The sequence below is a fragment of the Streptomyces lasalocidi genome (assembly GCF_005280215.1).
Classification (GTDB): domain Bacteria; phylum Actinomycetota; class Actinomycetes; order Streptomycetales; family Streptomycetaceae; genus Streptomyces; species Streptomyces longwoodensis.
Genome location: NZ_SZNQ01000001.1, coordinates 1,765,135 through 1,788,442, shown reverse-complemented (window position 1 = coordinate 1,788,442; position 23,308 = coordinate 1,765,135). Strand labels below are relative to the sequence as shown.

The window sequence follows — 23,308 nt, the reverse complement described above, 5'->3', positions numbered from 1 at the left end:
GGGAACAGTGGGCGACGAGGAGGTGGCGACAGAGCGACGGAGCGACGGAAGGGCGGAACGACGGACGCGGCGCAATGACGTCCGCGACGCCCCTACCCCTTCGGTCGCTTGGGCGGACGCACCGGCGGGGGAGGGGGAGGGGGAGGCGGTGGCGGACCGTCGCCCCACGAGGTCCGCGGCTTCCTCCCCGGCGGCCGCCCGAGCGGCCCCGCGACCGTCGGCGCACCCGACGCGTCCCTCCGGGCCGGTGGCGCGGCGTCCTCCGGCTCCGGCTCTCCGCCCCGCGGCTCCCGCAGCTCCTCCGGCAGCCGCAGGTAGGGATTCGTCCCCGGGTTCGGCGGCCGGTACGGCGCACCCGGCGCGTAGGGACCGGCACCCGCGCCGGGGGAGACGGCCGCCTCACCCCGTACCTCCGCCGTTCCCGTCCCCACGGGTACCGCCCGCGCTCCCGCCGCCCCGCACACCCACGCCAGCCAGCCCCCGACCGCTCCCGCACCCACGCCCCACAGCGCCCCGCAGGCCAGCGCCGTCCCGAGCCGCCCCCGCAGCTCGACCCCCGCACCGAACGCGTCGAAGCCCAGCACCGACAGCGACGCGTCCGCCGACACCTCCGTCAGCCGGGCCAGCAGCGGAAGCGTCACGGCCGTGGCGATCCCCAGCCGCAGCGCACAGCGCCCCACGAACCCGCCGACACCGACGGAGCCGCCGACGCCGACGGGACCGCCGACACCAGCGCGACTGACGGGGCCGCCGACACCGGCGCGACCGCCGACACCGGCGCGACCGCCGACACCGACGGGGCCGCCGACGCCGTCGCGACCGCCGTCACCGTCAGGACCGGCTCCCGCACCGGCCCCCGTACCAACGCCCCGCGTACCCCCGCCGCCACCCCCGACCGGCGTCCGTACCCCCACCAACACCCCCGCCAGCAGCATCATCAGACCCGCCGCGACCCCCAACAGCCACACCCGGCCGTCCAGTTCGGCCAGCCGCGCCAGCGTCACCGTCCGGTCGCCGCCCGAGCCCAGCAGGTCGTCCAGGGGGTCGGGCAGCACCTTCGTCAGGGCCCCGGACGCCCGCCCGTCGAACGGCACGAGCAGGCCGACGTCGACCCCGAGCCACACCCCGTTCGGCGCTCCCAGCAGCGCGGCGCCCGCGATCCGCTTCGGGTGCGCGTCGCCGACCGCCGCGCAGGCCGCCGCGGCGAGACCGGCCAGGACCGCCGTCAGCACCACGGTGACCAGCGCGGAAACGGCCGGCCGCACCACCCGGTGCACGGCCTCCCAGCCGCGCGGCAGCGGTGTGCGGCGAGAGGCCAGCAGGGCGATCAGCAGCACCCCGGCCGACCAGGCCAGCCCGCCGAGTAGCGTCGGCGCGGTGTCCACCGTGAAGCCGACGGCCGCCTTCGCGTCGGCCAGGTCGCCGAGCCGGTCCGGCAGCAGGCCCCCGATGTCCCCGACCCCGGGCAGGGTCACCCCGGTCCGGCCGCTCCCGCCGGGCAGGTCGTCCAGCCCGAGCGAGCCGCCGTCGAGCGTGACGACGTCGTGTCCGGCCCACGCCAGTCCGCCGAGCATCGCCACGAACAACGCGACCACCGTGCCCGCGCGGGCGAGGAGTTCGGCCGGCGTGAGCACCGCTCCGGCCGCGCGCAGGGACCGCAGGAAGAACCACGACAGCAGCAGCGCGCCGACCAGGCCGACCCCGAGTGGCGTGATCTCCATGGCGGTGGCCGTCCGCGCGCCGGACAGCCCGAACGCGGACACGTCGCCCGACGGCGTCACCGAACCCCCGGCCCCCAGTGCCACGACGGCCGCCGTCATCGGGCCCAACGAGCCCTCGGCGTCCGCCTCCAGCAGGTGCAGCCCCAGTGCCGCCACGCCCGCCATCCCGATCAACGCCCAGCTCACCGCGGCGATCGCGGACAGCAGTACGTCCCCCCACGGCACACCCGGGGAGCGGCGCGCGTTCCCGGCCGTCCCGGTATCCGTCCCGGCACCCATGCAGACCCCCCGATCCGCGACGCGGGGCGACGCACTCCGGTGCGGTACGGCCGCCCGTGTCCCCCTCGCGTGCGTTTACCACTCTCCGGGCAGGTTTCAACCCCGTCAACGGGAACGGCCGATGAGGCGGCGGGCTCCGTTCGCAAGGCCCGACTTTCGGTCAGAGGGCCACTCCTGAAATAGTTCCCCCCGATGTTCGACATCCCTAGACTCCCCGCATCGGGGGCAATTCGGGGGACAACTCAGTGGGGCATGGAGTGCCGGAACTCGTACTGGAAACAAACGGACGTACCTGGACGCTCGATCCGTCCAGGGCCTACACCCTCGGACGTGATCCGCAGGGCGACATCGTCTTCGACGACGCCAGGGTCTCCTGGCGTCACGCCACGGTCAGCTTCGACGGCCGCGGTTGGGTCATCGAGGACCACGGCAGCACCAACGGCACGTACGCGCGGGGACAGCGCGTCCAGCGGCTGGAGCTGGGCCCGGGCACGGCGTTGTACCTGGGCAACGCCACCGACGGCCCCCGCCTGAACCTGACCGCCGACCCGGCCGCCGTGCCGGCGCCGCAGGCGCAACAGCCGTACGCGGCGCAGGGCGCGAACCCGGGCTGGGCGCAGCAGGCACCGCCGCAGCAGGCCCCGCAGCCGGGCTGGCAGCAGCCGCACCAGGCGCCGCCGCCCGCCTCGCACATCCCCCAGCAGCCGGGCCCGGGCGAGCAGTTCGCGCAGCAGGTCCCCGGTGGTGCCGCGGGGGCACCGCCGGCCCACGGCGACCGCAGCCCCACCACGTTCCACCAGTTCTCGCTGGGCCGCGTGATGCGCATCGGCCGTGCCCTGGAGAACGACCTGGTCGTCTCCGACCTGCAGGTCTCGCGCAACCACGCCGAGTTCCACGCGACGCCCGACGGCCGCATGGAGATCCGCGACCTGGGCTCGCACAACGGCACCTACGTCAACGGCCAGCCGATCCCCAAGGGCGGCACGCAGCTGCTCGGCCCGACGGACGTCGTCGGCGTCGGCCACTCGACGTTCCGCATCGTCGGTGACCGGCTCGAGGAGTTCGTCGACACCGGTGAGGTCTCCTTCTCGGCCCGCCACCTGACCGTCACGGTTGACGGCGGCAAGCAGATCCTCAAGGACGTCTCGTTCGGCGTCCCGGAGAAGTCGCTGGTCGCGGTGATCGGCCCGTCCGGTTCCGGCAAGTCGACGCTGTTGAAGGCGCTCACCGGGTACCGGCCCGCCGACCAGGGCGAGGTCCTCTACGACAACCGCAACCTGTACAAGCAGTTCGCCGAGCTGCGCCAGCGCATCGGTCTGGTCCCGCAGGACGACATCCTGCACAAGGAGCTGACCGTCAAGAAGGCCCTGAAGTACGCGGCCAAGCTGCGCTTCCCGGCCGACACCACGGGCGCCGAGCGCAACGCCCGCATCGGCGAGGTGCTGCGCGAGCTCAAGCTCGACATCCACAAGGACAAGAAGGTCACCTCGCTCTCCGGCGGCCAGCGCAAGCGCGTCTCGGTGGCCCTGGAGCTGCTGACCAAGCCGTCGCTGATCTTCCTCGACGAGCCCACGTCGGGCCTCGACCCGGGCATGGACCGCGACGTCATGCAGCTGCTGCGCGGCCTGGCGGACGACGGCCGCACGGTCCTGGTGGTGACCCACTCCGTGGCCGAGCTGGCGCTGTGCGACAAGCTGCTGGTGATGGCGCCGGGCGGCGCGGTCGCCTACTTCGGGCCGCCCGAGGAGGCGCTGAACTTCTTCGGCTACGACACCTGGGCCGACGTCTTCTCCGCCTTCGAGAACTACCGCGACTACGACTGGGCGGGCCGCTGGAAGGGCTCGCAGCACTACCAGATGTACGCCGCGGACATCGACGCGGTGGCGCCGCAGGCCGTACAGGTGCCGCCGATGCAGGCGATGAAGCCGCCGAAGCCGCAGGGCTGGCTGAGCCAGTTCCTCACGCTGGTGCGCCGCTACGTCTCGGTGATCGCGTCCGACAAGGGCTTCCTCGGCCTGATGGTGATCCTGCCGGCGGTGCTCGGCGCGGTGAGCCTGCTGATCGACTCCGACAAGGGCCTGCTGCCCAACCCGGTCAACCCGAACACCGGCCGGATCATCCCCAACGGCACGGCCACCACGGTCCTGCTGATCCTCGCGGTGGGCGCCTGCTTCGCGGGGGCCGCCAACTCGGTCCGCGAGCTGATCAAGGAACGGGTCATTTACGAGCGGGAGCGGGCGACCGGCCTGTCGCGCTCGGCGTACCTGATGTCGAAGGTGTTCGTGCTCGGCATGATCACCGTGCTGCAGGGCCTGCTGGTCGGCGTCATCGGCTTCTCCAGCCGGGAGATCCCCGAGAAGGGCCTCGTGCTGGGCGGCGCCACCCTGCTGGAACTCTCCGTTCCGATCATGGCGCTGGGCTTCACCTCGATGATGTTCGGCCTGATCATCTCCTCGCTGGTGAAGACCGCCGAGAAGACCATGCCGCTGCTGGTGATGTTCGCGATCATCCAGGTCGTCTTCACCGGCTGCTTGTTCACCCTGCACGGCTCGATCGGCGTCAACGAGTTCTCGTACCTGATGCCGTCGCGCTGGGCGGTCGCCGCGGCGGGCGCCACGTTGGACTTCAACAGGATCAGCCCGCCGGAGACGGCCGGGGACACCGACCCGCTGTGGGACCACACGGCCGGCGCCTGGGGCCTGGACATGGCCGCCCTGCTCGCTCTCGGCGTGATCTGCGGCTTCTTCGTGGCCCGCTTCCTGCGCCGCCACGAGCCCGAGGTCATGCGCAAGTAGGCGTCCCGGACGACCCCGAAGGGCGGCCCCCGGTCAGGTGGGGGGCCGCCCTTCGGTGTGCGGGGGCGCCGGTCAGTAGGCGCTGTTCACGTTGTCGATCGAGCCGTAGCGGTGCGCCGCGTAGTTGGCGGCGGCCGTGATGTTGGCGACCGGGTCGTAGATGTTCCAGGACGTGCCGGCCACGTGGTACGTGGCGAACGTCGGCGGGATCACCTGCAGCAGACCCTTGGACGGGATGCCGTTGATGGCGTTGATGTCCCAGTCGTTGATCGCGTACGGGTTGCCCGAGGACTCACGCATGATGTTGCGGTGCAGACCGCTGTAGCTGCCCGGGATGCCCTTGGACTTCATGATGTCCAGGGAGTGCCGGATCCAGCCGTCCAGGTTGTTGCTGTACGTCTTGGCGGAGACCAGCTTGACCTGGGGGCGCTGCGCCGAGCGGCTCGCGGCCTTGGCCTTGCGCGCGGCGGCGGCCTTCTTGGCCGCGGCCTTCTTCGCGGCGGCAGCGGAGGCCGCCTTCTTCGCGGCGGCGGCCTTCTTGGCGGCTGCGGCCTTCTTCACGGCGTCGGCGGCGGCCTTCTTCTTCGCCTCGATGGCGTCGACCTTCACGCTGCTGCCGGCGAGCTGGTCGGTGATGTCGGCCTTGACGCCGGCGAGCTGCTCGGAGCTGTACGCCACACGGGTCGACGCGGCGGCCTCGCGGGTGGTCGTCTGCGCGTCGGCCGGGACCACCGTGAAGGCGACGGCGGCGGCGCCGAGCGTGGCGACACCGGCGAGCGCGATCTTGTGGGTGTTCTTGGGCATGGCGGGATGGACCTCTTCGAATAGCGCGGAGATCGCTCGGCGGCCGTGGGGACAAAGGCTGCGTTTCGGCACGAACGCCGCGGGGAAAACTCCGCGGCGCTGAGCGACGAGAGCAATTCTTAGCGGCCGCAAAATCGCCAGGCAAAGGTGTGACCTACGATGCCGGGTAGTGGATCAGGTAAGGGCAAAACGGGACAGACCATGCCGTCTGCCCCGCTCGCGACGAATCTCTTTGTCTCCTAATGTCCTTCGTACGTGATGTGGGCCCTATGTGCGGGCTCACACGGCGGACACAGCGTTCTCACCACGAGTTGCTGGCGCAATGCGGTGCGTGAGGGGGTTCCCGGGCAGCAGCAGATGGACGTCCCCGAACTCGTGCCACAGGTAGCGCCCGTTCAGCGCCGCCTCGTAACTGCGCTCCACCACCGCCCGCCCCGCGACCGCCCGGAGCATCAGCAGGTGCGAGGCCTCCGGCTCGTGCAGCCCGGTCAGCAGCCCGTCCACCGCCCGCACCCCGCGCTCCGGCGTCACCACCAGGTCCGTCCACCCCTCCCGCGCGCGGACCACCCCGTCGGCACCGGCCGCCGACTCCACCGCCCGCACCGCGGTCGTCCCCACGGCGATGACCCGGCCGCCCCCGGCCCGCACCGCGTCGACCAGCCGCGCCGACGCCTCCGGCACCGAGAACCGCTCCGGGTACGGCGGCTCGTGCGCCTCCGCCGACGCCACCCCGGTGTGCAGCGTGACCGGCGCGAACTGCACCCCCCGGCTCACCAGCTCCGCCACCAGGGCGGCCGTGAAGGGACGCGCGGCACTCGGCATCTCCGCGCTGCCCGAACCGTCCGGCGAGGGCAGGGCGAACACCGTCTGGTAGACCGACAGCGGCTGGTCCCGCTCCGTGTAGGAGTAGCGAATGGGCCGCCCGTGCTCCCGCAGCAGCGCGGGGACGTCGGCCACGGCCCCGCGCGCGGGAGCGGCGGCCGCCGGCCCCCGCCCCGCTGTCCGCGCGGGGGCGTCCGGCGCGGACACCCGGGCCCACCACAGCCGCTCACCCCGCCCGCTCTGCGGCTCCTCCAGCACCAGCACGGCGCCCGGCAGCCGCACGCGGGTGCCCGCGGGGCCGCCCGCACGCGCGCGCGTGGTTCCTCTCCCGTCCGGGTCCCGCAGCTCGACCGCCCACCGCCCGTCGTCCCCGCGCGTGGAGAAGTGCACCACCACGCGCGCGGACCCGACCCACCCGTCCACGGCCGCGGCCAGCGTGGACGAGGTGTTCACGACCAGCACGTCCCCGGCCCGCAGCAGCCCCGGCAGCTCCCGGAACGCGTGGTGCGCCACCTCCGTCCCGCGCGACACCAGCAGCCGTACGTCGTCCCGGCGCAGCCCCGGACCGCGCTGCTCCGCGGGCACGCGCGCGGAGAGCTCCTCGGGCACCCGCAGCGCCGGGGTCATCGCCCCTCCACCAGGGTCGGCGCGCTGTAGCGGCCGCTCGCCGGACGGTCGTCCAGCAGCCGCAGGAAGCCCGGCACCACCGCGGCCGGCTCGGGCCGGGGCGCTCCGTCGTCGGGCACCGCCGCCGCGTACAGGTCGGTGGCCATGTCCCCGGGGTCCACCGCCCACACCCGCAGCCCCGGCTCCTCCACGGCCAGCACGGCCGCCAGGTGGTCCACGGCCGCCTTCGACGCCCCGTAGCCGCCCCAGGTGCCGTAGGCCTCGACCGCCGCGTCCGAGCTCACCACGACGACCGCGCCGGTCGCGGACGCCCGCAGCGGCGGCAGCGCCTCCTGCACCAGCCCCAGCGCCGCCACCACGTTCACCTCCAGCGCCCGGCGCAGCCCGTCCAGCGGCAGCCGCGCCAGCGGGACCAGCGGTTCGGCGCCCAGGGCGCTCGCGTTGTGCACCACCAGGTCCGGCCCGCCGAGCCGCCGGGCCGCACCGACCAGCTCCCCGCGGTGCGCGGCGTCCGTCACGTCGCCCGGCAGCGCCTCCACGCGCGTGCCGTGCACGGCGACGGCGCCCGCCGCCTCCTCCAGCTCCCGCGCCGTCCTGGCGTCCAGCACCAGGTCCCAGCCCCGCGCGGCGAGCCCCTCGGCCAGCGCGCGTCCCAGCCCCTTCGACGCCCCCGTGATGATCGCGACCGGCATGACGACCGTCCCCTCGTCCGTTCCGCCGCACCTCGGCGGTGCCGTCACCGTAGGAACGCCGACACGGCTGCCGCGTCGGACCGCGGACCCGCCCCGCGCGGGCCCTTCGCCCTACACCGCCGAGCCCGCGACCAGCGGCCTAGGACCCCGCCCGGGCCACCACCGCGACACGGCCTAGGACCCCCGCCCTAGCCGGAGCCGTCCACAGCCCGATCCGCGGTGTCACAGCCCGCCGGTACCGTGAGGAACATGAGTCACGGCCCCCGGTCCGGCCTCGCCGCGGTGAGCTCCGCGCTGCTGGCCATGAGCAGGCACCTCGAGGTGCGCGACGTCCTGAAGACGATCGTGGCCTCGGCCCGCGAGCTGCTCGGCGCGCAGTACGCGGCCCTCGGCGTGCCGGACGACCACGGGGGCTTCGCCCAGTTCGTCGTCGACGGGGTGAGCGACGAGCAGTGGCGGGCCATCGGGCCCCTGCCCCGCCAGCACGGCATCCTCGCGTCGATGCTCCACGAGGCCAGGGCCGAGCGCCTGGCCGACGTGCGCGAGGACCCCCGCTTCGAGGGCTGGCCGTCCGCGCACCCCGAGATGTCCGACTTCCTGGGCCTGCCCATCCGCGACGGCGACGAGGTCATCGGCGCCCTGTTCCTCGCCAACAAGGACTGCCCCAAGCCCGACGGCGGCTGCGGCTTCACCGAGGACGACGAGGAACTGCTGTCGATCCTCGCGCAGCACGCCGCGATCGCCCTGACCAACGCCCGCCTGTACGAGCGCAGCCGCGAGCTGACCATCGCCGAGGAGCGCTCCCGGCTGGCCCACGAGCTGCACGACGCGGTGAGCCAGAAGCTGTTCTCCCTGCGGCTGACCGCCCAGGCCGCCGCCGCCCTGGTCGACCGGGACCCCTCCCGCGCCAAGGGCGAGCTCCAGCAGGTCGCCGCACTCGCCGCCGAGGCCGCGGACGAGCTGCGCGCCGCCGTGGTCGAGCTGCGCCCCGCCGCCCTCGACGAGGACGGCCTCGTCGCCACCCTGCGCACCCAGGTGCACGTCCTGGACCGCGCCCACACCGCGCACGTCACCTTCCGCAGCCACGGCGTGCGCGCCCTGCCCGCTGCCCAGGAGGAGGCCCTGCTGCGCGTCGCCCAGGAGGCCCTGCACAACGCCCTGCGCCACGCGGACGCCACCCGTGTCGACGTCACCCTGGACAAGCACGGCCAGGGCGCCGTCCTGCGCGTCAGCGACGACGGCCGCGGCTTCGACACCCGGGTCGTGCGTCGGGCCGGCCGCCACCTCGGCCTCGTCTCCATGCGGGACCGGGCGAGCGGCGTCGGCGGCGCACTGACGGTGGAGTCGGCGCCCGGCAAGGGCACCGTGATCGAGATGGAGGTCCCCGGTGGCTGACGCAATCAGGGTGCTGCTCGTCGACGACCACCAGGTCGTCCGCCGGGGCCTGCGCACCTTCCTGGAGGTGCAGGACGACATCGAGGTCGTCGGCGAGGCCGCCGACGGCGCCGAAGGGATCGACCGCGCCGAGGAACTGCGGCCCGACGTCGTGCTGATGGACGTCAAGATGCCAGGACTGGACGGCGTCGACGCCCTGCGCCGGCTCCGCGAGCTCGACAACCCCGCGCGCGTGCTGATCGTCACCAGCTTCACCGAGCAGCGCACGGTGGTCCCCGCCCTGCGCGCGGGCGCCGCCGGCTACGTGTACAAGGACGTCGACCCCGACGCCCTCGCCACCGCCATCCGCTCGGTGCACGCCGGCCACGTGCTGCTCCAGCCCGAGGTCGCCGGCGCCCTGCTGTCCCAGGAGGAGGCGGGCGGCGGTCAGGGCAGGGGCGGTTCGCTCACCGACCGGGAGCGGGAGGTGCTTGGCCTCATCGCGGACGGCCGCTCCAACCGGGAGATCGCTCGCGCCCTCGTGCTGTCCGAGAAGACGGTCAAGACCCACGTCTCGAACATCCTGATGAAGCTCGACCTCGCGGACCGCACCCAGGCCGCGCTGTGGGCCGTGCGCCACGGCATGGCCGGCTGACCCCCGGCCGGGCACAGCTCCCCGGCCACCGCCGCCGCGGCACGCCCACGCCATCGCCGTACGCCGACCGCCGCGGCACGCCCATGCCATCGCCGTACGCCTACCGCCGCGGCACGCCCACCCGGCCGCCGCACGCCTGCCGCCGCGGTACGCGCGCGTCCGCTCAGCGCACCCCGCGCTCCCGCTCCTCCACGTACGCGTTGTACGCGGCCACCCGCGCCCGCCGGGCCGTCCGCTCCACCGGGCGCAGCGCGTGGGTCCGCGCCGCCATCTCGGACGCGCTGACCGCGCCCCCGTGCCCGTTGCCGTACGCCAGCGAGACCAGCAGCCCCACCCGCTCGGCCAGCTCCAGCACCCGCACCGCCCGCGGCGGGTACCCGGGCGCCAGCGCCTCCCGCTCCCGCTCGGCCCGCGCCCGGTACGCCTCGATCGCCGCCGCGGCCACCGGCCCCGACCCGGCCACGTCCAGCCGCGTCAGCACCTCCGTGGCGTCCCGCAGCGCCTCCGCCAGCTCCCGCTCCGCCTCGCCCAGCGACGGCACGTCCGCGGGCGGCGCCTCCCGCACCGGCAGGCAGTGCCACACCACCTCCACGTGCACGTCACCCTCGGGCCCGGCCTCGTGCACCTGCGGCACCAGCCCCAGCGCGGCCCCGTGACCGACCACCGCCTCCCCGGCCTCCAGGGCCCGCGCGTTGAACTCCGGCGGCCCGCTGAGCCCCAGCGGATGCCCGGGCGCCGGCAGCGCCACCCGCAGCCCGGTCACCCCCAGCGCCCGCAGGCGGCCGAGCGCCAGCGACAGCCCCACGGGCACCGGCTCACCGGGCAGCCCCTCCACCCGGTGCACCGCGTCACCGCCGACGATGGCGAGCACGGCGTCGTCCGGCGGGACAAGTCCGGCCAAGAGGGCATTTCCCCAGGCCGCGAGGCGACCCGAGCGAGGTTCCGAGTGCATGCCCTCCACCCTAAGGACCCCACCGATGGAACGGGCCGCCCGGCCGGTGGCGTAGATTTCTTCGAGGGCCGTGCCCACCGGCGCGGCGGACCGAGCCACTGGCGAACGCGACAGCCGAGACCGGCCACACTGCAAGGGGAGACAACGCGCTCATGAGCGATGTTCTGGAGCTTCAGGACGTATCCGTGGTCCGTGAGGGCCGGGCTCTGGTGGACCAGGTCTCCTGGTCGGTGAAGGAAGGCGAGCGCTGGGTCATCCTCGGCCCGAACGGCGCCGGCAAGACCACCCTGCTCAACGTCGCGTCCAGCTACCTCTACCCCAGCAAGGGCACCGCCACCATCCTCGGCGAGACCCTCGGCCGCCCCGGCACCGACGTCTTCGAGCTGCGCCCCCGCATCGGTGTGGCCGGCATCGCCATGGCCGACAAGCTCCCCAAGCGCCAGACCGTCCTGCAGACCGTGCTGACCGCCGCGTACGGCATGACGGCCGCCTGGCAGGAGGAGTACGAGGACATCGACGAGCAGCGCGCCCGCGCCTTCCTCGACCGCCTCGGCATGAGCGACTACCTGGACCGCAGGTTCGGCACCCTCTCCGAGGGAGAGCGCAAGCGCACCCTCATCGCCCGCGCCCTGATGACCGACCCCGAGCTGCTGCTCCTCGACGAGCCGGCGGCCGGACTCGACCTCGGCGGCCGCGAGGACCTCGTGCGCCGACTCGGCCGGCTCGCCCGCGACCCCATCGCCCCTTCGATGATCATGGTCACGCACCACGTCGAGGAGATCGCCCCCGGCTTCACCCACGTCCTCATGATCCGTCAGGGCAAGGTCCTCGCCGCCGGCCCCATCGAGCTCGAACTGAGTTCGCGCAACCTCTCCCACTGCTTCGGCCTCCCGCTCGTCGTCGAGCAGGTCGGCGACCGCTGGACGGCACAGGGCCTGCCGATGTCCTGAACGGCCGCCCGCCGCACCGGGGTAGACCCGGACGGCACGGGCCCCGGCGCCCCCGCACGGCCCCCCTCGCGCCCTGTCCGCGCCGCACGCGCGGTCCTACCATGACCATGTGAACGACATCGACGCATGGGTGTGGTGGCTGGTCGGCGCGGCCGCGCTCGGAATCCCCCTCGTGGTCACGGCCATGCCCGAGTTCGGCATGCTCGCGGTGGGCGCCATCGCCGCCGCCGCGGCCGCCGGGGTCGGCCTCGGCGCCGTCTCCCAGGTGCTCGTGTTCGTCGTCGTCTCGGTCGCCCTCATCGCCGTGGTCCGGCCCATCGCCAACCGGCACCGCTCACAGCGACCCCAACTCGCCACGGGCATCGACGCCTTGAGGGGCAAGCAAGCCGTCGTCCTGGAGCGCGTCGACGGCTCCGGCGGCCGCATCAAGCTCGCCGGCGAGGTCTGGTCCGCCCGCGCACTCGACGGCGACCAGAGCTACGAACCGGGTCAGCAGGTCGACGTCGTGGACATCGAGGGGGCCACGGCGATCGTCATGTGACCTCGTACGACGGTCAGTTGGCGCGACTGCGCCCAACACGGCCCCAACGCACGCGACGGTCTGTCAGACTCGACCAGCAAGATCTTCAACACCCATAAGATCTTCCGAAGGCGCCGAAGCGGAGAAGGGTACGGGGAGTTCGATGGAACCGGTCATCATCGTCCTGATCATTCTGGTGGTGTTGGTCTTCATCGCCCTGATCAAGACCATCCAGGTCATCCCACAGGCCAGCGCGGCCATCGTCGAGCGCTTCGGCCGCTACACACGGACGCTGAACGCGGGCCTCAACATCGTCGTCCCGTTCATCGACACCATCCGCAACCGCATCGACCTGCGCGAACAGGTCGTCCCCTTCCCGCCGCAGCCGGTGATCACCCAGGACAACCTGGTCGTCAACATCGACACCGTCATCTACTACCAGGTGACCGACGCCCGCGCCGCCACCTACGAGGTCGCCAGCTACATCCAGGCCATCGAGCAGCTGACGGTCACCACGCTGCGCAACATCATCGGCGGCATGGACCTGGAGCGGACCCTGACCTCCCGCGAGGAGATCAACGCGGCCCTGCGCGGCGTCCTCGACGAGGCCACCGGCAAGTGGGGCATCCGCGTCAACCGCGTGGAGCTGAAGGCGATCGAGCCCCCGACCTCCATCCAGGACTCGATGGAGAAGCAGATGCGCGCCGACCGTGACAAGCGCGCCGCGATCCTCACCGCCGAAGGCACGCGCCAGGCCGCCATCCTGACGGCCGAGGGCGAGAAGCAGTCCGCGATCCTCAAGGCCGAGGGTGAGGCCAAGGCGGCCGCCCTGCGCGCCGAGGGCGAGGCCCAGGCCGTCCGCACGGTCTTCGAGGCCATCCACGCCGGCGACCCCGACCAGAAGCTCCTCAGCTACCAGTACCTCCAGATGCTCCCGAAGATCGCCGAGGGCGACGCCAACAAGCTCTGGATCGTCCCCAGCGAGATCGGCGACGCCCTCAAGGGCCTGTCCGGCGCCATGGGCAACTTCGGCCCGCTGGGCGGCGGTTCGGGCGGCGGCAACGGGAACAACAACGGCGGCAACTCCTCCGGCACGGAGCGCCGCGAGCGACCGACGATCGACTGACGGCACAGCCCCGCACCGCACGGCCCGGCACAGCAAAGTTCCCCGTACCCCCCAAGGGGGCGCGGGGAACCGCGCGTTCAGCGCCCGACGGCGGCTACATCAGGCCGCGTCCCGGGCCAGCCACTCCGGCAGGGCCGACAGGTCCTCCGCCCCCAGCGCCAGCAGCATCGCGTCGGCCGGCGTCGGCTCGAACGGTGTCCGCAGGAGCTGCATCCCCGCCTCCTCCGGAGTCCGGTCCGCCTTGCGGTGGTTGTCCTCCGCGCACGAGGCCACCGTGTTCAGCCACGAGTCCTGCCCGCCCCGGGACCGCGGCACCACGTGGTCCACGGTCGTCGCCCGCCGCCCGCAGTACGCGCACCGGTGCCGGTCCCGCACCAGCACACCCCGCCGCGACCACGGAGCTTGTCTTCGGAAGGGCACCCGTACGTACCTGCACAGCCTGATCACCCGGGGCGCCGGTATGTCGACCGCGGCGCCGCGCATCCGCAGTTCGGGGTGGGCCTGCTCGACGACGGCCTTGTCCTGGAGCACCAGCACGACGGCTCGGTTGAGCGTCACCGTCGACAGCGGCTCGAAGCTCGCGTTCAGCACCAGCGTGTCCCGCATACCAGCCCACCTCCCGTGCACCGGCCCACCCCGCGGCGGGCTGGGATCAACTCTGGCCGGGCACGCCGAGATGGACAACGCAATATCTGCTGCTCCCACGAGGGGTGACCCCCGCGACCCCCGGCAACAAAAATGCCCGCCCCTGATCACTTCCAAGACCAGGGGCGGGCAAACGTTCAGTGAATGATGAGATGACTCATCCCTCAGCGGGATTCTCGTACTCACCGATCAGCTGGGCGCGCGCGATCGTGTGGAACCGCAGGTTGAAGCCCACCACGGCCGGCGAGGCGTCCGCGTCGGGGCCCAGCTCCTCCTGGTCCACCGCGTACACCGTGAAGACGTACCGGTGCGGTCCGTCCCCGGGCGGCGGCGCGGCCCCGCCGAAGTCCTTCGAGCCGTAGTCGTTGCGCGCGTGGACGGCGCCCTCCGGCAGCCCATCGAACGTCCCGCCGCCCGCACCCGCCGGCAGCTCCGTCACGGAGGCCGGGATGTCGAACAGGACCCAGTGCCAGAACCCGCTGCCGGTCGGCGCGTCCGGGTCGTAGCAGGTCACGGCGAAGCTCTTGGTCTCCGGCGGGAAACCCTCCCAGCGCAGGTGCGGAGAGGTGTTGCCCTCGGCCTGGACCTGGTCGCTCTTGAGCGTCCCGCCCTCCTCGACGTCCTGGCTCGTCACCGTGAACGACGGCACGGGCGGGTGGAAGTCGTGGGGGAGCGGCCGCCGCTTGAGCTCGGTCACCTGGGTACCTCCTGAATCGGTGCGTCCGGTACGGGACCGAGCCTAGAACCAGTTGCGCCGGCTGCCGACCTCCGACAGCCACTGGTTGAGGTACCCGGCCCAGTCGGTCGACTGGTAGTCGTGCAGCCCCACCTGGAACGAGCGGAACGTGTCGCTGCCCTCGCTGAACAGACCCGGCTTCTTGTCCATCTCCAGCACCACGTCCATCGCGTGCTCGTCGGCCACGAAGCTCAGCTCGACCTGGTTCAGCCCTCGGTACTGCGACGGCGGGAAGAACTCGATCTCCTGGTAGAACGGCAGCGTCTGGCGGGTGCCCCGGATGTGGCCGCGCTCCATGTCCGCGCTCTTGAAGCGGAAGCCCAGCTGGAGGAAGGCGTCGAGGATGGCCTTCTGCGCCGGCAGCGGGTGGACGTTGATCGGGTCCAGGTCGGAGGAGTCCACGGCCCGCGCGATGGCCAGCTCGGTCGTCACCCCGATGTTCATCCCGCGCAGCGACTGCCCGTCGATCATCGTGACCGGCGTCTCCCACGGGATCTCGATCCCGAACGGCACCGCGTGCACCGCGCCCGCCTGCAGCTGGAAGGCACCGCCCAGCCGCACCTTGGTGAACTCGACGTTCTGCTTGTACTCCGTGTCCTGGCCCTCGACCTCGACCACGGCCTGCAGCCCCACGGACAGACCCTCGATGTCCTGGTTCACGGACCCGCCCTGGATCCGCACCTCACCCTGGACGACGCCGCCCGGAACGACGTTGACCTCGGTCAGCACCGTCTCGACCGAGGCACCGCCGGCCCCCAGACTCGCGAGCAGCTTCTTGAACGCCATGACTCTCCCTTGTGACCGTGGCGGCGGACCCCGGACGACCCCTGCGATCGACGTGATCCCCTGCCCCCTACCAACGCGATCCGACCGTGGCCGGTTCCGCGCCCCCACCCTGGCAAAGCCGGACGCTCCCTGACCACCCCGCGCACCCGTGCGACTGCACTACGCTCGGAGGGCATGATCGCGACCCCCGACCGTACGCCCCTCCCACGGGACTTCTTCGACCGGCCCGTCCTCGAGGTCGCCCCCGACCTGCTCGGCCGGCTCCTCGTCCGGGAGACCCCCGACGGCCCGGTCGTCCTGCGCCTGACGGAGGTCGAGGCCTACGACGGCCAGAACGACCCGGGGTCCCACGCCTACCGCGGCCGCACCCCCCGCAACGCGGTGATGTTCGGGCCACCCGGACACGTGTACGTCTACTTCACCTACGGCATGTGGCACTGCATGAACCTGGTGTGCGGCCCCGAGGGCCGGTCCAGCGCGGTCCTGCTGCGCGCCGGCGAGATCGTCGAGGGCGCGGAACTGGCTCGCACCCGCCGGCTCTCGGCCCGCAACGACAAGGAATTGGCCAAGGGGCCGGCCCGCCTCGCCACGGCGCTCGGCATCGACCGGAGCCTCGACGGCACGGACGCGTGCGCCACCGGCGACACCCCCCTGCGGGTGCTCACCGGCACCCCCGTCAGCCGCGACCAGGTGTGCAACGGACCGCGCACGGGAGTGGCCGGCGAGGGAGGCGTCCACCCCTGGCGGTACTGGGTCGCGGACGACCCCACGGTGAGCCCCTACCGGGCCCACGTCCCCCGGCGGCGCCGAAGTTGACTCCCTCCGGGGAGGCGCGTAATGTGGCCCGAGCCGCTGAACCGGGTACGGCGATCGCCTGCAGCCGGAGCGGCCAACCCACTACAACGACTTCCCCCAACGGGGTCGCTTTCGACGTGTCCGCACGTTCGAATTCGAACTCGCGGATCTCGATTATGAGATCGCCGGGGGAATCGGCTAACGTAGTGAATGTCGAAAGGCCGACGAGCGAAAGCGAGTAGGTCTGCGGCAATCCCGTCGACAGGGAATCGGGTCAGAGAATGATCTGATAGAGTCGGAAACGCAAGACCGAAGGGAAGCGCCCGGAGGAAAGCCGCGAGAGAGTCTCTCGGGTGAGTACAAAGGAAGCGACCGTTCCTTGAGAACTCAACAGCGTGCCAAAAATCAACGCCAGATATGTTGATACCCCGTCTCCGGTCATCACGACCGGGACGAGGTTCCTTTGAAGAAAACACAGCGAGGACGCTGTGAACCGTTGAGCCTATTCCGCTCGACGGTTCCGCTCTCGTGGTGTGCACCGGCTGAATCTTTTTTGGCCGAGTAAACATTCACGGAGAGTTTGATCCTGGCTCAGGACGAACGCTGGCGGCGTGCTTAACACATGCAAGTCGAACGATGAACCACTTCGGTGGGGATTAGTGGCGAACGGGTGAGTAACACGTGGGCAATCTGCCCTTCACTCTGGGACAAGCCCTGGAAACGGGGTCTAATACCGGATATCACTCTTGCAGGCATCTGTGAGGGTCGAAAGCTCCGGCGGTGAAGGATGAGCCCGCGGCCTATCAGCTTGTTGGTGAGGTAACGGCTCACCAAGGCGACGACGGGTAGCCGGCCTGAGAGGGCGACCGGCCACACTGGGACTGAGACACGGCCCAGACTCCTACGGGAGGCAGCAGTGGGGAATATTGCACAATGGGCGAAAGCCTGATGCAGCGACGCCGCGTGAGGGATGACGGCCTTCGGGTTGTAAACCTCTTTCAGCAGGGAAGAAGCGAAAGTGACGGTACCTGCAGAAGAAGCGCCGGCTAACTACGTGCCAGCAGCCGCGGTAATACGTAGGGCGCAAGCGTTGTCCGGAATTATTGGGCGTAAAGAGCTCGTAGGCGGCTTGTCACGTCGGGTGTGAAAGCCCGGGGCTTAACCCCGGGTCTGCATTCGATACGGGCTAGCTAGAGTGTGGTAGGGGAGATCGGAATTCCTGGTGTAGCGGTGAAATGCGCAGATATCAGGAGGAACACCGGTGGCGAAGGCGGATCTCTGGGCCATTACTGACGCTGAGGAGCGAAAGCGTGGGGAGCGAACAGGATTAGATACCCTGGTAGTCCACGCCGTAAACGGTGGGAACTAGGTGTTGGCGACATTCCACGTCGTCGGTGCCGCAGCTAACGCATTAAGTTCCCCGCCTGGGGAGTACGGCCGCAAGGCTAAAACTCAAAGGAATTGACGGGGGCCCGCACAAGCAGCGGAGCATGTGGCTTAATTCGACGCAACGCGAAGAACCTTACCAAGGCTTGACATACACCGGAAACGTCTGGAGACAGGCGCCCCCTTGTGGTCGGTGTACAGGTGGTGCATGGCTGTCGTCAGCTCGTGTCGTGAGATGTTGGGTTAAGTCCCGCAACGAGCGCAACCCTTGTCCTGTGTTGCCAGCATGCCCTTCGGGGTGATGGGGACTCACAGGAGACCGCCGGGGTCAACTCGGAGGAAGGTGGGGACGACGTCAAGTCATCATGCCCCTTATGTCTTGGGCTGCACACGTGCTACAATGGCCGGTACAATGAGCTGCGATACCGTGAGGTGGAGCGAATCTCAAAAAGCCGGTCTCAGTTCGGATTGGGGTCTGCAACTCGACCCCATGAAGTCGGAGTTGCTAGTAATCGCAGATCAGCATTGCTGCGGTGAATACGTTCCCGGGCCTTGTACACACCGCCCGTCACGTCACGAAAGTTGGTAACACCCGAAGCCGGTGGCCCAACCCCTTGTGGGAGGGAGCCGTCGAAGGTGGGACTAGCGATTGGGACGAAGTCGTAACAAGGTAGCCGTACCGGAAGGTGCGGCTGGATCACCTCCTTTCTAAGGAGCACTTCTAGGCCGCTTCGCGGTCCAGAGGCCAGTACATCGGCGAATGTCCGGTGCTGGTTGCTCATGGGTGGAACGTTGATTATTCGGCACGGTCTGGAAGTCTCCTGTTAGTACTGCTTCGGCGTGGAACGCAGGGAGGACGGAAGGATCGGGTCGGGCACGCTGTTGGGTGTCTGAGGGAATGAACTTCCTCAGTCGCCGGCCCCAGTGAACTCCGGAGTGATCCGGGGGTGATGGGTGGCTGGTCGTTGTTTGAGAACTGCACAGTGGACGCGAGCATCTGTGGCCAAGTTTTTAAGGGCGCACGGTGGATGCCTTGGCACCAGGAACCGATGAAGGACGTGGGAGGCCGCGATAGTCCCCGGGGAGCCGTCAACCAGGCTTTGATCCGGGGGTTTCCGAATGGGGAAACCCGGCAGTCGTCATGGGCTGTCACCCACTGCTGAACACATAGGCAGTGTGGAGGGAACGAGGGGAAGTGAAACATCTCAGTACCCTCAGGAAGAGAAAACAACCGTGATTCCGGGAGTAGTGGCGAGCGAAACTGGATGAGGCCAAACCGTATGCGTGTGAGACCCGGCAGGGGTTGCGCATACGGGGTTGTGGGATCTCTCTTTCACAGTCTGCCGGCTGTGAGGCGAGTCAGAAACCGTTGATGTAGACGAAGGACATGCGAAAGGTCCGGCGTAGAGGGTAAGACCCCCGTAGTCGAAACGTCAGCGGCTCGTTTGAGAGACACCCAAGTAGCACGGGGCCCGAGAAATCCCGTGTGAATCTGGCGGGACCACCCGCTAAGCCTAAATATTCCCTGGTGACCGATAGCGGATAGTACCGTGAGGGAATGGTGAAAAGTACCCCGGGAGGGGAGTGAAATAGTACCTGAAACCGTGTGCCTACAAGCCGTGGGAGCGTCGGAGTGGAGCTTGCTCCATTCTCGTGACTGCGTGCCTTTTGAAGAATGAGCCTGCGAGTTTGCGGTGTGTTGCGAGGTTAACCCGGGTGGGGTAGCCGTAGCGAAAGCGAGTCCGAACAGGGCGTTTCAGTAGCACGCTCAAGACCCGAAGCGGAGTGATCTAGCCATGGGCAGGTTGAAGCGGAGGTAAGACTTCGTGGAGGACCGAACCCACCAGGGTTGAAAACCTGGGGGATGACCTGTGGTTAGGGGTGAAAGGCCAATCAAACTCCGTGATAGCTGGTTCTCCCCGAAATGCATTTAGGTGCAGCGTCGTGTGTTTCTTGCCGGAGGTAGAGCACTGGATAGGCGATGGGCCCTACCGGGTTACTGACCTTAGCCAAACTCCGAATGCCGGTAAGTGAGAGCGCGGCAGTGAGACTGTGGGGGATAAGCTCCATGGTCGAGAGGGAAACAGCCCAGAGCATCGACTAAGGCCCCTAAGCGTACGCTAAGTGGGAAAGGATGTGGAGTCGCAGAGACAACCAGGAGGTTGGCTTAGAAGCAGCCACCCTTGAAAGAGTGCGTAATAGCTCACTGGTCTAGTGATTCCGCGCCGACAATGTAGCGGGGCTCAAGCGTACCGCCGAAGTCGTGTCATTGCAGCATATACGGCCAACGCCGGCTGTGATGGGTAGGGGAGCGTCGTCTGCCGGGTGAAGCGGCACTGGAAGGTAGTCGTGGACGGTTGACGAGTGAGAATGCAGGCATGAGTAGCGATACACACGTGAGAAACGTGTGCGCCGATTGACTAAGGGTTCCTGGGTCAAGCTGATCTGCCCAGGGTAAGTCGGGACCTAAGGCGAGGCCGACAGGCGTAGTCGATGGATAACCGGTTGATATTCCGGTACCCGCTGTGAAGCGTCAAACATCGAATCCAGTGATGCTAAGGCCGTGAAGCCGCCCTGATCTCTTCGGAGTTGAGGGGAGTGGTGGAGCCGCTGACCCGATCTGGTAGTAGGTGAGTGATGGGGTGACGCAGGAAGGTAGTCCAGCCCGGGCGGTGGTTGTCCCGGGGTAAGGGTGTAGGCCGTGATCCAGGCAAATCCGGATCACACGAGGCTGAGACCTGATGCCGAGCCGATTGTGGTGAAGTGGATGATCCTATGCTGTCGAGAAAAGCCTCTAGCGAGTTTCATGGCGGCCCGTACCCTAAACCGACTCAGGTGGTCAGGTAGAGAATACCGAGGCGTTCGGGTGAACTATGGTTAAGGAACTCGGCAAAATGCCCCCGTAACTTCGGGAGAAGGGGGGCCACATCCGGTGATGAGTCTTGCACTCTGAGCTGGGGGTGGCCGCAGAGACCAGCGAGAAGCGACTGTTTACTAAAAACACAGGTCCGTGCGAAGCCGTAAGGCGATGTATACGGACTGACGCCTGCCCGGTGCTGGAACGTTAAGGGGACCGGTTAGCTCCATTTCGGTGGGGCGAAGCTGAGAACTTAAGCGCCAGTAAACGGCGGTGGTAACTATAACCATCCTAAGGTAGCGAAATTCCTTGTCGGGTAAGTTCCGACCTGCACGAATGGCGTAACGACTTCTCGACTGTCTCAACCATAGGCCCGGTGAAATTGCACTACGAGTAAAGATGCTCGTTTCGCGCAGCAGGACGGAAAGACCCCGGGACCTTTACTACAGTTTGATATTGGTGTTCGGTTCGGCTTGTGTAGGATAGCTGGGAGACTTTGAAGCGGCCACGCCAGTGGTTGTGGAGTCGTCGTTGAAATACCAGTCTGGTCGTGCTGGATGTCTAACCTGGGTCCGTGATCCGGATCAGGGACAGTGTCTGATGGGTAGTTTAACTGGGGCGGTTGCCTCCTAAAGGGTAACGGAGGCGCCCAAAGGTTCCCTCAGCCTGGTTGGCAATCAGGTGTTGAGTGTAAGTGCACAAGGGAGCTTGACTGTGAGACCGACGGGTCGAGCAGGGACGAAAGTCGGGACTAGTGATCCGGCGGTGGCTTGTGGAAGCGCCGTCGCTCAACGGATAAAAGGTACCCCGGGGATAACAGGCTGATCTTCCCCAAGAGTCCATATCGACGGGATGGTTTGGCACCTCGATGTCGGCTCGTCGCATCCTGGGGCTGGAGTCGGTCCCAAGGGTTGGGCTGTTCGCCCATTAAAGCGGTACGCGAGCTGGGTTTAGAACGTCGTGAGACAGTTCGGTCCCTATCCGCTGTGCGCGTAGGAGTCTTGAGAAGGGCTGTCCCTAGTACGAGAGGACCGGGACGGACGAACCTCTGGTGTGCCAGTTGTCCTGCCAAGGGCATGGCTGGTTGGCTACGTTCGGGAGGGATAACCGCTGAAAGCATCTAAGCGGGAAGCCTGCTTCGAGATGAGGACTCCCACCCACTTGATGGGGTAAGGCTCCCAGTAGACGACTGGGTTGATAGGCCGGATCTGGAAGCACGGTAACGTGTGGAGGTGACCGGTACTAATAGGCCGAGGGCTTGTCCTCAGTTGCTCGCGTCCACTGTGTTAGTTCTGAGGCAACGAACAGTTGCCGGTTCAGAGCAGAACAGCCAACAGAATAGTGTGCTTGTTCGCTCGAAACCATTAGGGTTTCGGTGGTCATAGCGTAGGGGAAACGCCCGGTTACATTTCGAACCCGGAAGCTAAGCCTTACAGCGCCGATGGTACTGCAGGGGGGACCCTGTGGGAGAGTAGGACACCGCCGAACAATCTTTGGGAAGGACCCCTGGTCACCAGCGTTCAGCTGGGACCAGGGGTCCTTTCGTTTTTACAATGCTTGAGGTACCGAAGACAGGAGTCACCGATGTCCACCAACTCTCCCGACGACCGACCGGAGCGCGACCAGCGGCGACGGGACAGTGGTGACCGCGGCGGCAACGACCGCGGTGGCTTCCGTCGCAACGACCGTGCCGGCAGCGACCGGGGCGGGAGCGACCGCGGAGGCTTCCGCCGTGACGACCGCCGTGACGACCGCCGTGATGACCGGCGTGAGCCTCGTCGTGACGACCGCGGTGGGTTCCGCCGTGATGATCGCGGGGACCGTGGCGACCGTCCCGCGTTCCGGCGCGATGACCGTCGTGACGGCGGCGACCGCGGCGGCTTCCGCCGTGACGACCGCGGCGACCGCCCTCCCTTCCGACGCGACGACCGCGGTGAGCGTCCCACGTTCCGCCGTGACGACCGGCGCGATGACCGTCGCGACGACCGCGGTGAGCGTCCCGCGTTCCGCCGTGACGATCGGCGCGATGACCGTCGCGACGACCGGCGTGATGACCGGCGTGAGCCTCGTCGTGACGACCGCGGTGGGTTCCGGCGTGACGACCGCGGGGACCGTGGCGACCGTCCCGCGTTCCGGCGCGATGACCGTCGTGACGGGGGCGACCGCGGTGGCTTCCGGCGTGACGATCGTGGCGACCGCCCCTCTTTCCGGCGTGACGACCGTCGCGACGACCGCGGTGGCTTCCGGCGCGACGACCGGGGTGACCGTCCTTCCTTCCGTCGTGACGACCGTCCTTCCTTCGGCCGTGACGACCGCCGCGATGACCGCCGTGACGACCGACGGGATGACCGCCGTGACGACCGACGGGATGACCGTCGCGACGACCGCGGTGGCTTCCGGCGCGACGACCGAGGGGACCGGGGCGACCGTCCCGCGTTCCGCCGCGATGACCGCGGTGACCGTCCCTCGTTCCGCCGTGACGACCGCGGTGACCGCGGTGACCGCGGCGGGTTCCGCCGTGACGACCGCGGGGACCGGGGCGACCGTCCCGCGTTCCGCCGTGACGACCGCGGTGACCGTCCCTCTTACCGCAGCGACGACCGCCGTGACGACCGGCGTGACGACCGTCGGGATGACCGGCGTGACGGTGAGCGCGGTGGTGGGTTCCGTGGCGGGCGGGACGACCGTGGTGGCCGTGGGCCCCGTCGGGACGACCGTGGCGGTCGGCCGGGTGGCGGGTTCCGTGGCCGGCCCGGTGACGACCGGCGCGGTGGCGGGCGCTTCCG

Annotated in this window: 15 protein-coding genes and 3 rRNA genes; 10 read left to right on the top strand and 8 right to left on the bottom strand. The window is 69.3% G+C overall.

Annotated features, from left to right (window positions below):
- Positions 1-92: 92 nt before the first annotated feature.
- On the bottom strand, positions 93-2,000 hold the full coding sequence (locus E4U91_RS07970) for a streptophobe family protein (protein WP_137306177.1): 1,908 nt from the start codon (positions 1,998-2,000) through the stop codon (positions 93-95).
- A gap of 257 nt (positions 2,001-2,257) precedes the next feature.
- Between E4U91_RS07970 and E4U91_RS07965 the strand changes: the two genes are divergently transcribed.
- Positions 2,258-4,795 carry an FHA domain-containing protein gene (locus E4U91_RS07965; RefSeq protein ID WP_174867770.1) on the top strand — a complete coding sequence of 846 codons (2,538 nt, stop codon included), beginning with the start codon at positions 2,258-2,260 and terminating at the stop codon, positions 4,793-4,795.
- A gap of 72 nt (positions 4,796-4,867) precedes the next feature.
- Here the strand turns inward: E4U91_RS07965 and E4U91_RS07960 are convergent, their stop codons facing one another.
- The 3 genes from E4U91_RS07960 to E4U91_RS07950 form a co-directional block, all read right to left on the bottom strand.
- The gene (locus E4U91_RS07960; protein ID WP_137306175.1) at positions 4,868-5,599 is read right to left on the bottom strand and encodes a transglycosylase SLT domain-containing protein; all 732 of its coding nucleotides are present in this window, start codon (positions 5,597-5,599) and stop codon (positions 4,868-4,870) included.
- A 279-nt stretch (positions 5,600-5,878) separates the two neighbouring features.
- The gene (locus E4U91_RS07955) at positions 5,879-7,048 is read right to left on the bottom strand and encodes an S-adenosylmethionine:tRNA ribosyltransferase-isomerase (RefSeq protein ID WP_137306174.1); all 1,170 of its coding nucleotides are present in this window, start codon (positions 7,046-7,048) and stop codon (positions 5,879-5,881) included.
- Positions 7,045-7,740, bottom strand: coding sequence for an SDR family NAD(P)-dependent oxidoreductase (locus E4U91_RS07950; RefSeq protein ID WP_137306173.1), 696 nt, complete (start codon positions 7,738-7,740; stop codon positions 7,045-7,047). The genes E4U91_RS07955 and E4U91_RS07950 overlap by 4 nt, the downstream gene beginning before the upstream one ends.
- A gap of 249 nt (positions 7,741-7,989) precedes the next feature.
- Between E4U91_RS07950 and E4U91_RS07945 the strand changes: the two genes are divergently transcribed.
- Positions 7,990-9,135, top strand: coding sequence for a GAF domain-containing sensor histidine kinase (locus E4U91_RS07945; protein WP_137306172.1), 1,146 nt, complete (start codon positions 7,990-7,992; stop codon positions 9,133-9,135).
- On the top strand, positions 9,128-9,769 hold the full coding sequence (locus tag E4U91_RS07940; RefSeq protein WP_137306171.1) for a response regulator: 642 nt from the start codon (positions 9,128-9,130) through the stop codon (positions 9,767-9,769). The genes E4U91_RS07945 and E4U91_RS07940 overlap by 8 nt, the downstream gene beginning before the upstream one ends.
- Before the next feature lie 163 nt (positions 9,770-9,932).
- On the opposite strand, the gene E4U91_RS07935 is transcribed toward E4U91_RS07940, so the two are convergent.
- Complete coding sequence (locus E4U91_RS07935; protein ID WP_137306170.1) at positions 9,933-10,721, bottom strand: hypothetical protein; 789 nt, start codon at positions 10,719-10,721, stop codon at positions 9,933-9,935.
- 152 nt (positions 10,722-10,873) lie between these two features.
- On the opposite strand from E4U91_RS07935, the gene E4U91_RS07930 reads away from it, so the two are divergent.
- The 3 genes from E4U91_RS07930 to E4U91_RS07920 all read left to right on the top strand — a co-directional run bounded on the left by E4U91_RS07930 (position 10,874) and on the right by E4U91_RS07920 (position 13,317).
- The gene (locus E4U91_RS07930; protein ID WP_137304516.1) at positions 10,874-11,671 is read left to right on the top strand and encodes an ABC transporter ATP-binding protein; all 798 of its coding nucleotides are present in this window, start codon (positions 10,874-10,876) and stop codon (positions 11,669-11,671) included.
- A gap of 109 nt (positions 11,672-11,780) precedes the next feature.
- Positions 11,781-12,212, top strand: a complete 432-nt coding sequence (locus tag E4U91_RS07925) for an NfeD family protein (protein WP_137306169.1) — start codon at positions 11,781-11,783, stop codon at positions 12,210-12,212.
- A 142-nt stretch (positions 12,213-12,354) separates the two neighbouring features.
- Positions 12,355-13,317: an SPFH domain-containing protein gene (locus tag E4U91_RS07920; RefSeq protein WP_067232552.1), complete on the top strand. Its 963-nt coding sequence runs from the start codon at positions 12,355-12,357 to the stop codon at positions 13,315-13,317.
- A gap of 99 nt (positions 13,318-13,416) precedes the next feature.
- Here the strand turns inward: E4U91_RS07920 and E4U91_RS07915 are convergent, their stop codons facing one another.
- The 3 genes from E4U91_RS07915 to E4U91_RS07905 form a co-directional block, all read right to left on the bottom strand.
- Positions 13,417-13,923 carry an HNH endonuclease gene (locus tag E4U91_RS07915; RefSeq protein WP_137306168.1) on the bottom strand — a complete coding sequence of 169 codons (507 nt, stop codon included), beginning with the start codon at positions 13,921-13,923 and terminating at the stop codon, positions 13,417-13,419.
- A 196-nt stretch (positions 13,924-14,119) separates the two neighbouring features.
- Entirely contained in the window at positions 14,120-14,659 is a 540-nt protein-coding gene (locus E4U91_RS07910; protein WP_137306167.1) for a YbhB/YbcL family Raf kinase inhibitor-like protein, read from the bottom strand.
- A gap of 42 nt (positions 14,660-14,701) precedes the next feature.
- Entirely contained in the window at positions 14,702-15,484 is a 783-nt protein-coding gene (locus E4U91_RS07905) for a sporulation protein (protein ID WP_137306166.1), read from the bottom strand.
- Positions 15,485-15,658: 174 nt separating this feature from the next.
- On the opposite strand from E4U91_RS07905, the gene E4U91_RS07900 reads away from it, so the two are divergent.
- From E4U91_RS07900 to rrf, 4 genes are all read left to right on the top strand, one after another.
- Positions 15,659-16,300, top strand: coding sequence for a DNA-3-methyladenine glycosylase (locus E4U91_RS07900; protein ID WP_137306165.1), 642 nt, complete (start codon positions 15,659-15,661; stop codon positions 16,298-16,300).
- A gap of 547 nt (positions 16,301-16,847) precedes the next feature.
- Positions 16,848-18,373, top strand: a 16S ribosomal RNA gene (locus tag E4U91_RS07895).
- Between the two features lie 293 nt (positions 18,374-18,666).
- Positions 18,667-21,788: ribosomal RNA gene (locus tag E4U91_RS07890) — 23S ribosomal RNA — on the top strand.
- A 105-nt stretch (positions 21,789-21,893) separates the two neighbouring features.
- A 5S ribosomal RNA gene (gene rrf, locus E4U91_RS07885) occupies positions 21,894-22,010 on the top strand.
- The 16S, 23S and 5S rRNA genes sit together here, the layout of an rRNA operon.
- The last annotated feature ends 1,298 nt before the right edge of the window (positions 22,011-23,308 follow it).

Coding starts and splice junctions, on each gene's coding strand:
- E4U91_RS07945 (WP_137306172.1), top strand. CDS start 7,990: ATGAGTCACGGCCCCCGGTCCGGCCTCGCCGCGGTGAGCTCCGCGCTG.
- E4U91_RS07905 (WP_137306166.1), bottom strand. CDS start 15,484: ATGGCGTTCAAGAAGCTGCTCGCGAGTCTGGGGGCCGGCGGTGCCTCG.
- E4U91_RS07960 (WP_137306175.1), bottom strand. CDS start 5,599: ATGCCCAAGAACACCCACAAGATCGCGCTCGCCGGTGTCGCCACGCTC.
- E4U91_RS07935 (WP_137306170.1), bottom strand. CDS start 10,721: ATGCACTCGGAACCTCGCTCGGGTCGCCTCGCGGCCTGGGGAAATGCC.
- E4U91_RS07900 (WP_137306165.1), top strand. CDS start 15,659: ATGATCGCGACCCCCGACCGTACGCCCCTCCCACGGGACTTCTTCGAC.
- E4U91_RS07920 (WP_067232552.1), top strand. CDS start 12,355: ATGGAACCGGTCATCATCGTCCTGATCATTCTGGTGGTGTTGGTCTTC.
- E4U91_RS07915 (WP_137306168.1), bottom strand. CDS start 13,923: ATGCGGGACACGCTGGTGCTGAACGCGAGCTTCGAGCCGCTGTCGACG.
- E4U91_RS07930 (WP_137304516.1), top strand. CDS start 10,874: ATGAGCGATGTTCTGGAGCTTCAGGACGTATCCGTGGTCCGTGAGGGC.
- E4U91_RS07970 (WP_137306177.1), bottom strand. CDS start 2,000: ATGGGTGCCGGGACGGATACCGGGACGGCCGGGAACGCGCGCCGCTCC.
- E4U91_RS07955 (WP_137306174.1), bottom strand. CDS start 7,048: ATGACCCCGGCGCTGCGGGTGCCCGAGGAGCTCTCCGCGCGCGTGCCC.
- E4U91_RS07950 (WP_137306173.1), bottom strand. CDS start 7,740: ATGCCGGTCGCGATCATCACGGGGGCGTCGAAGGGGCTGGGACGCGCG.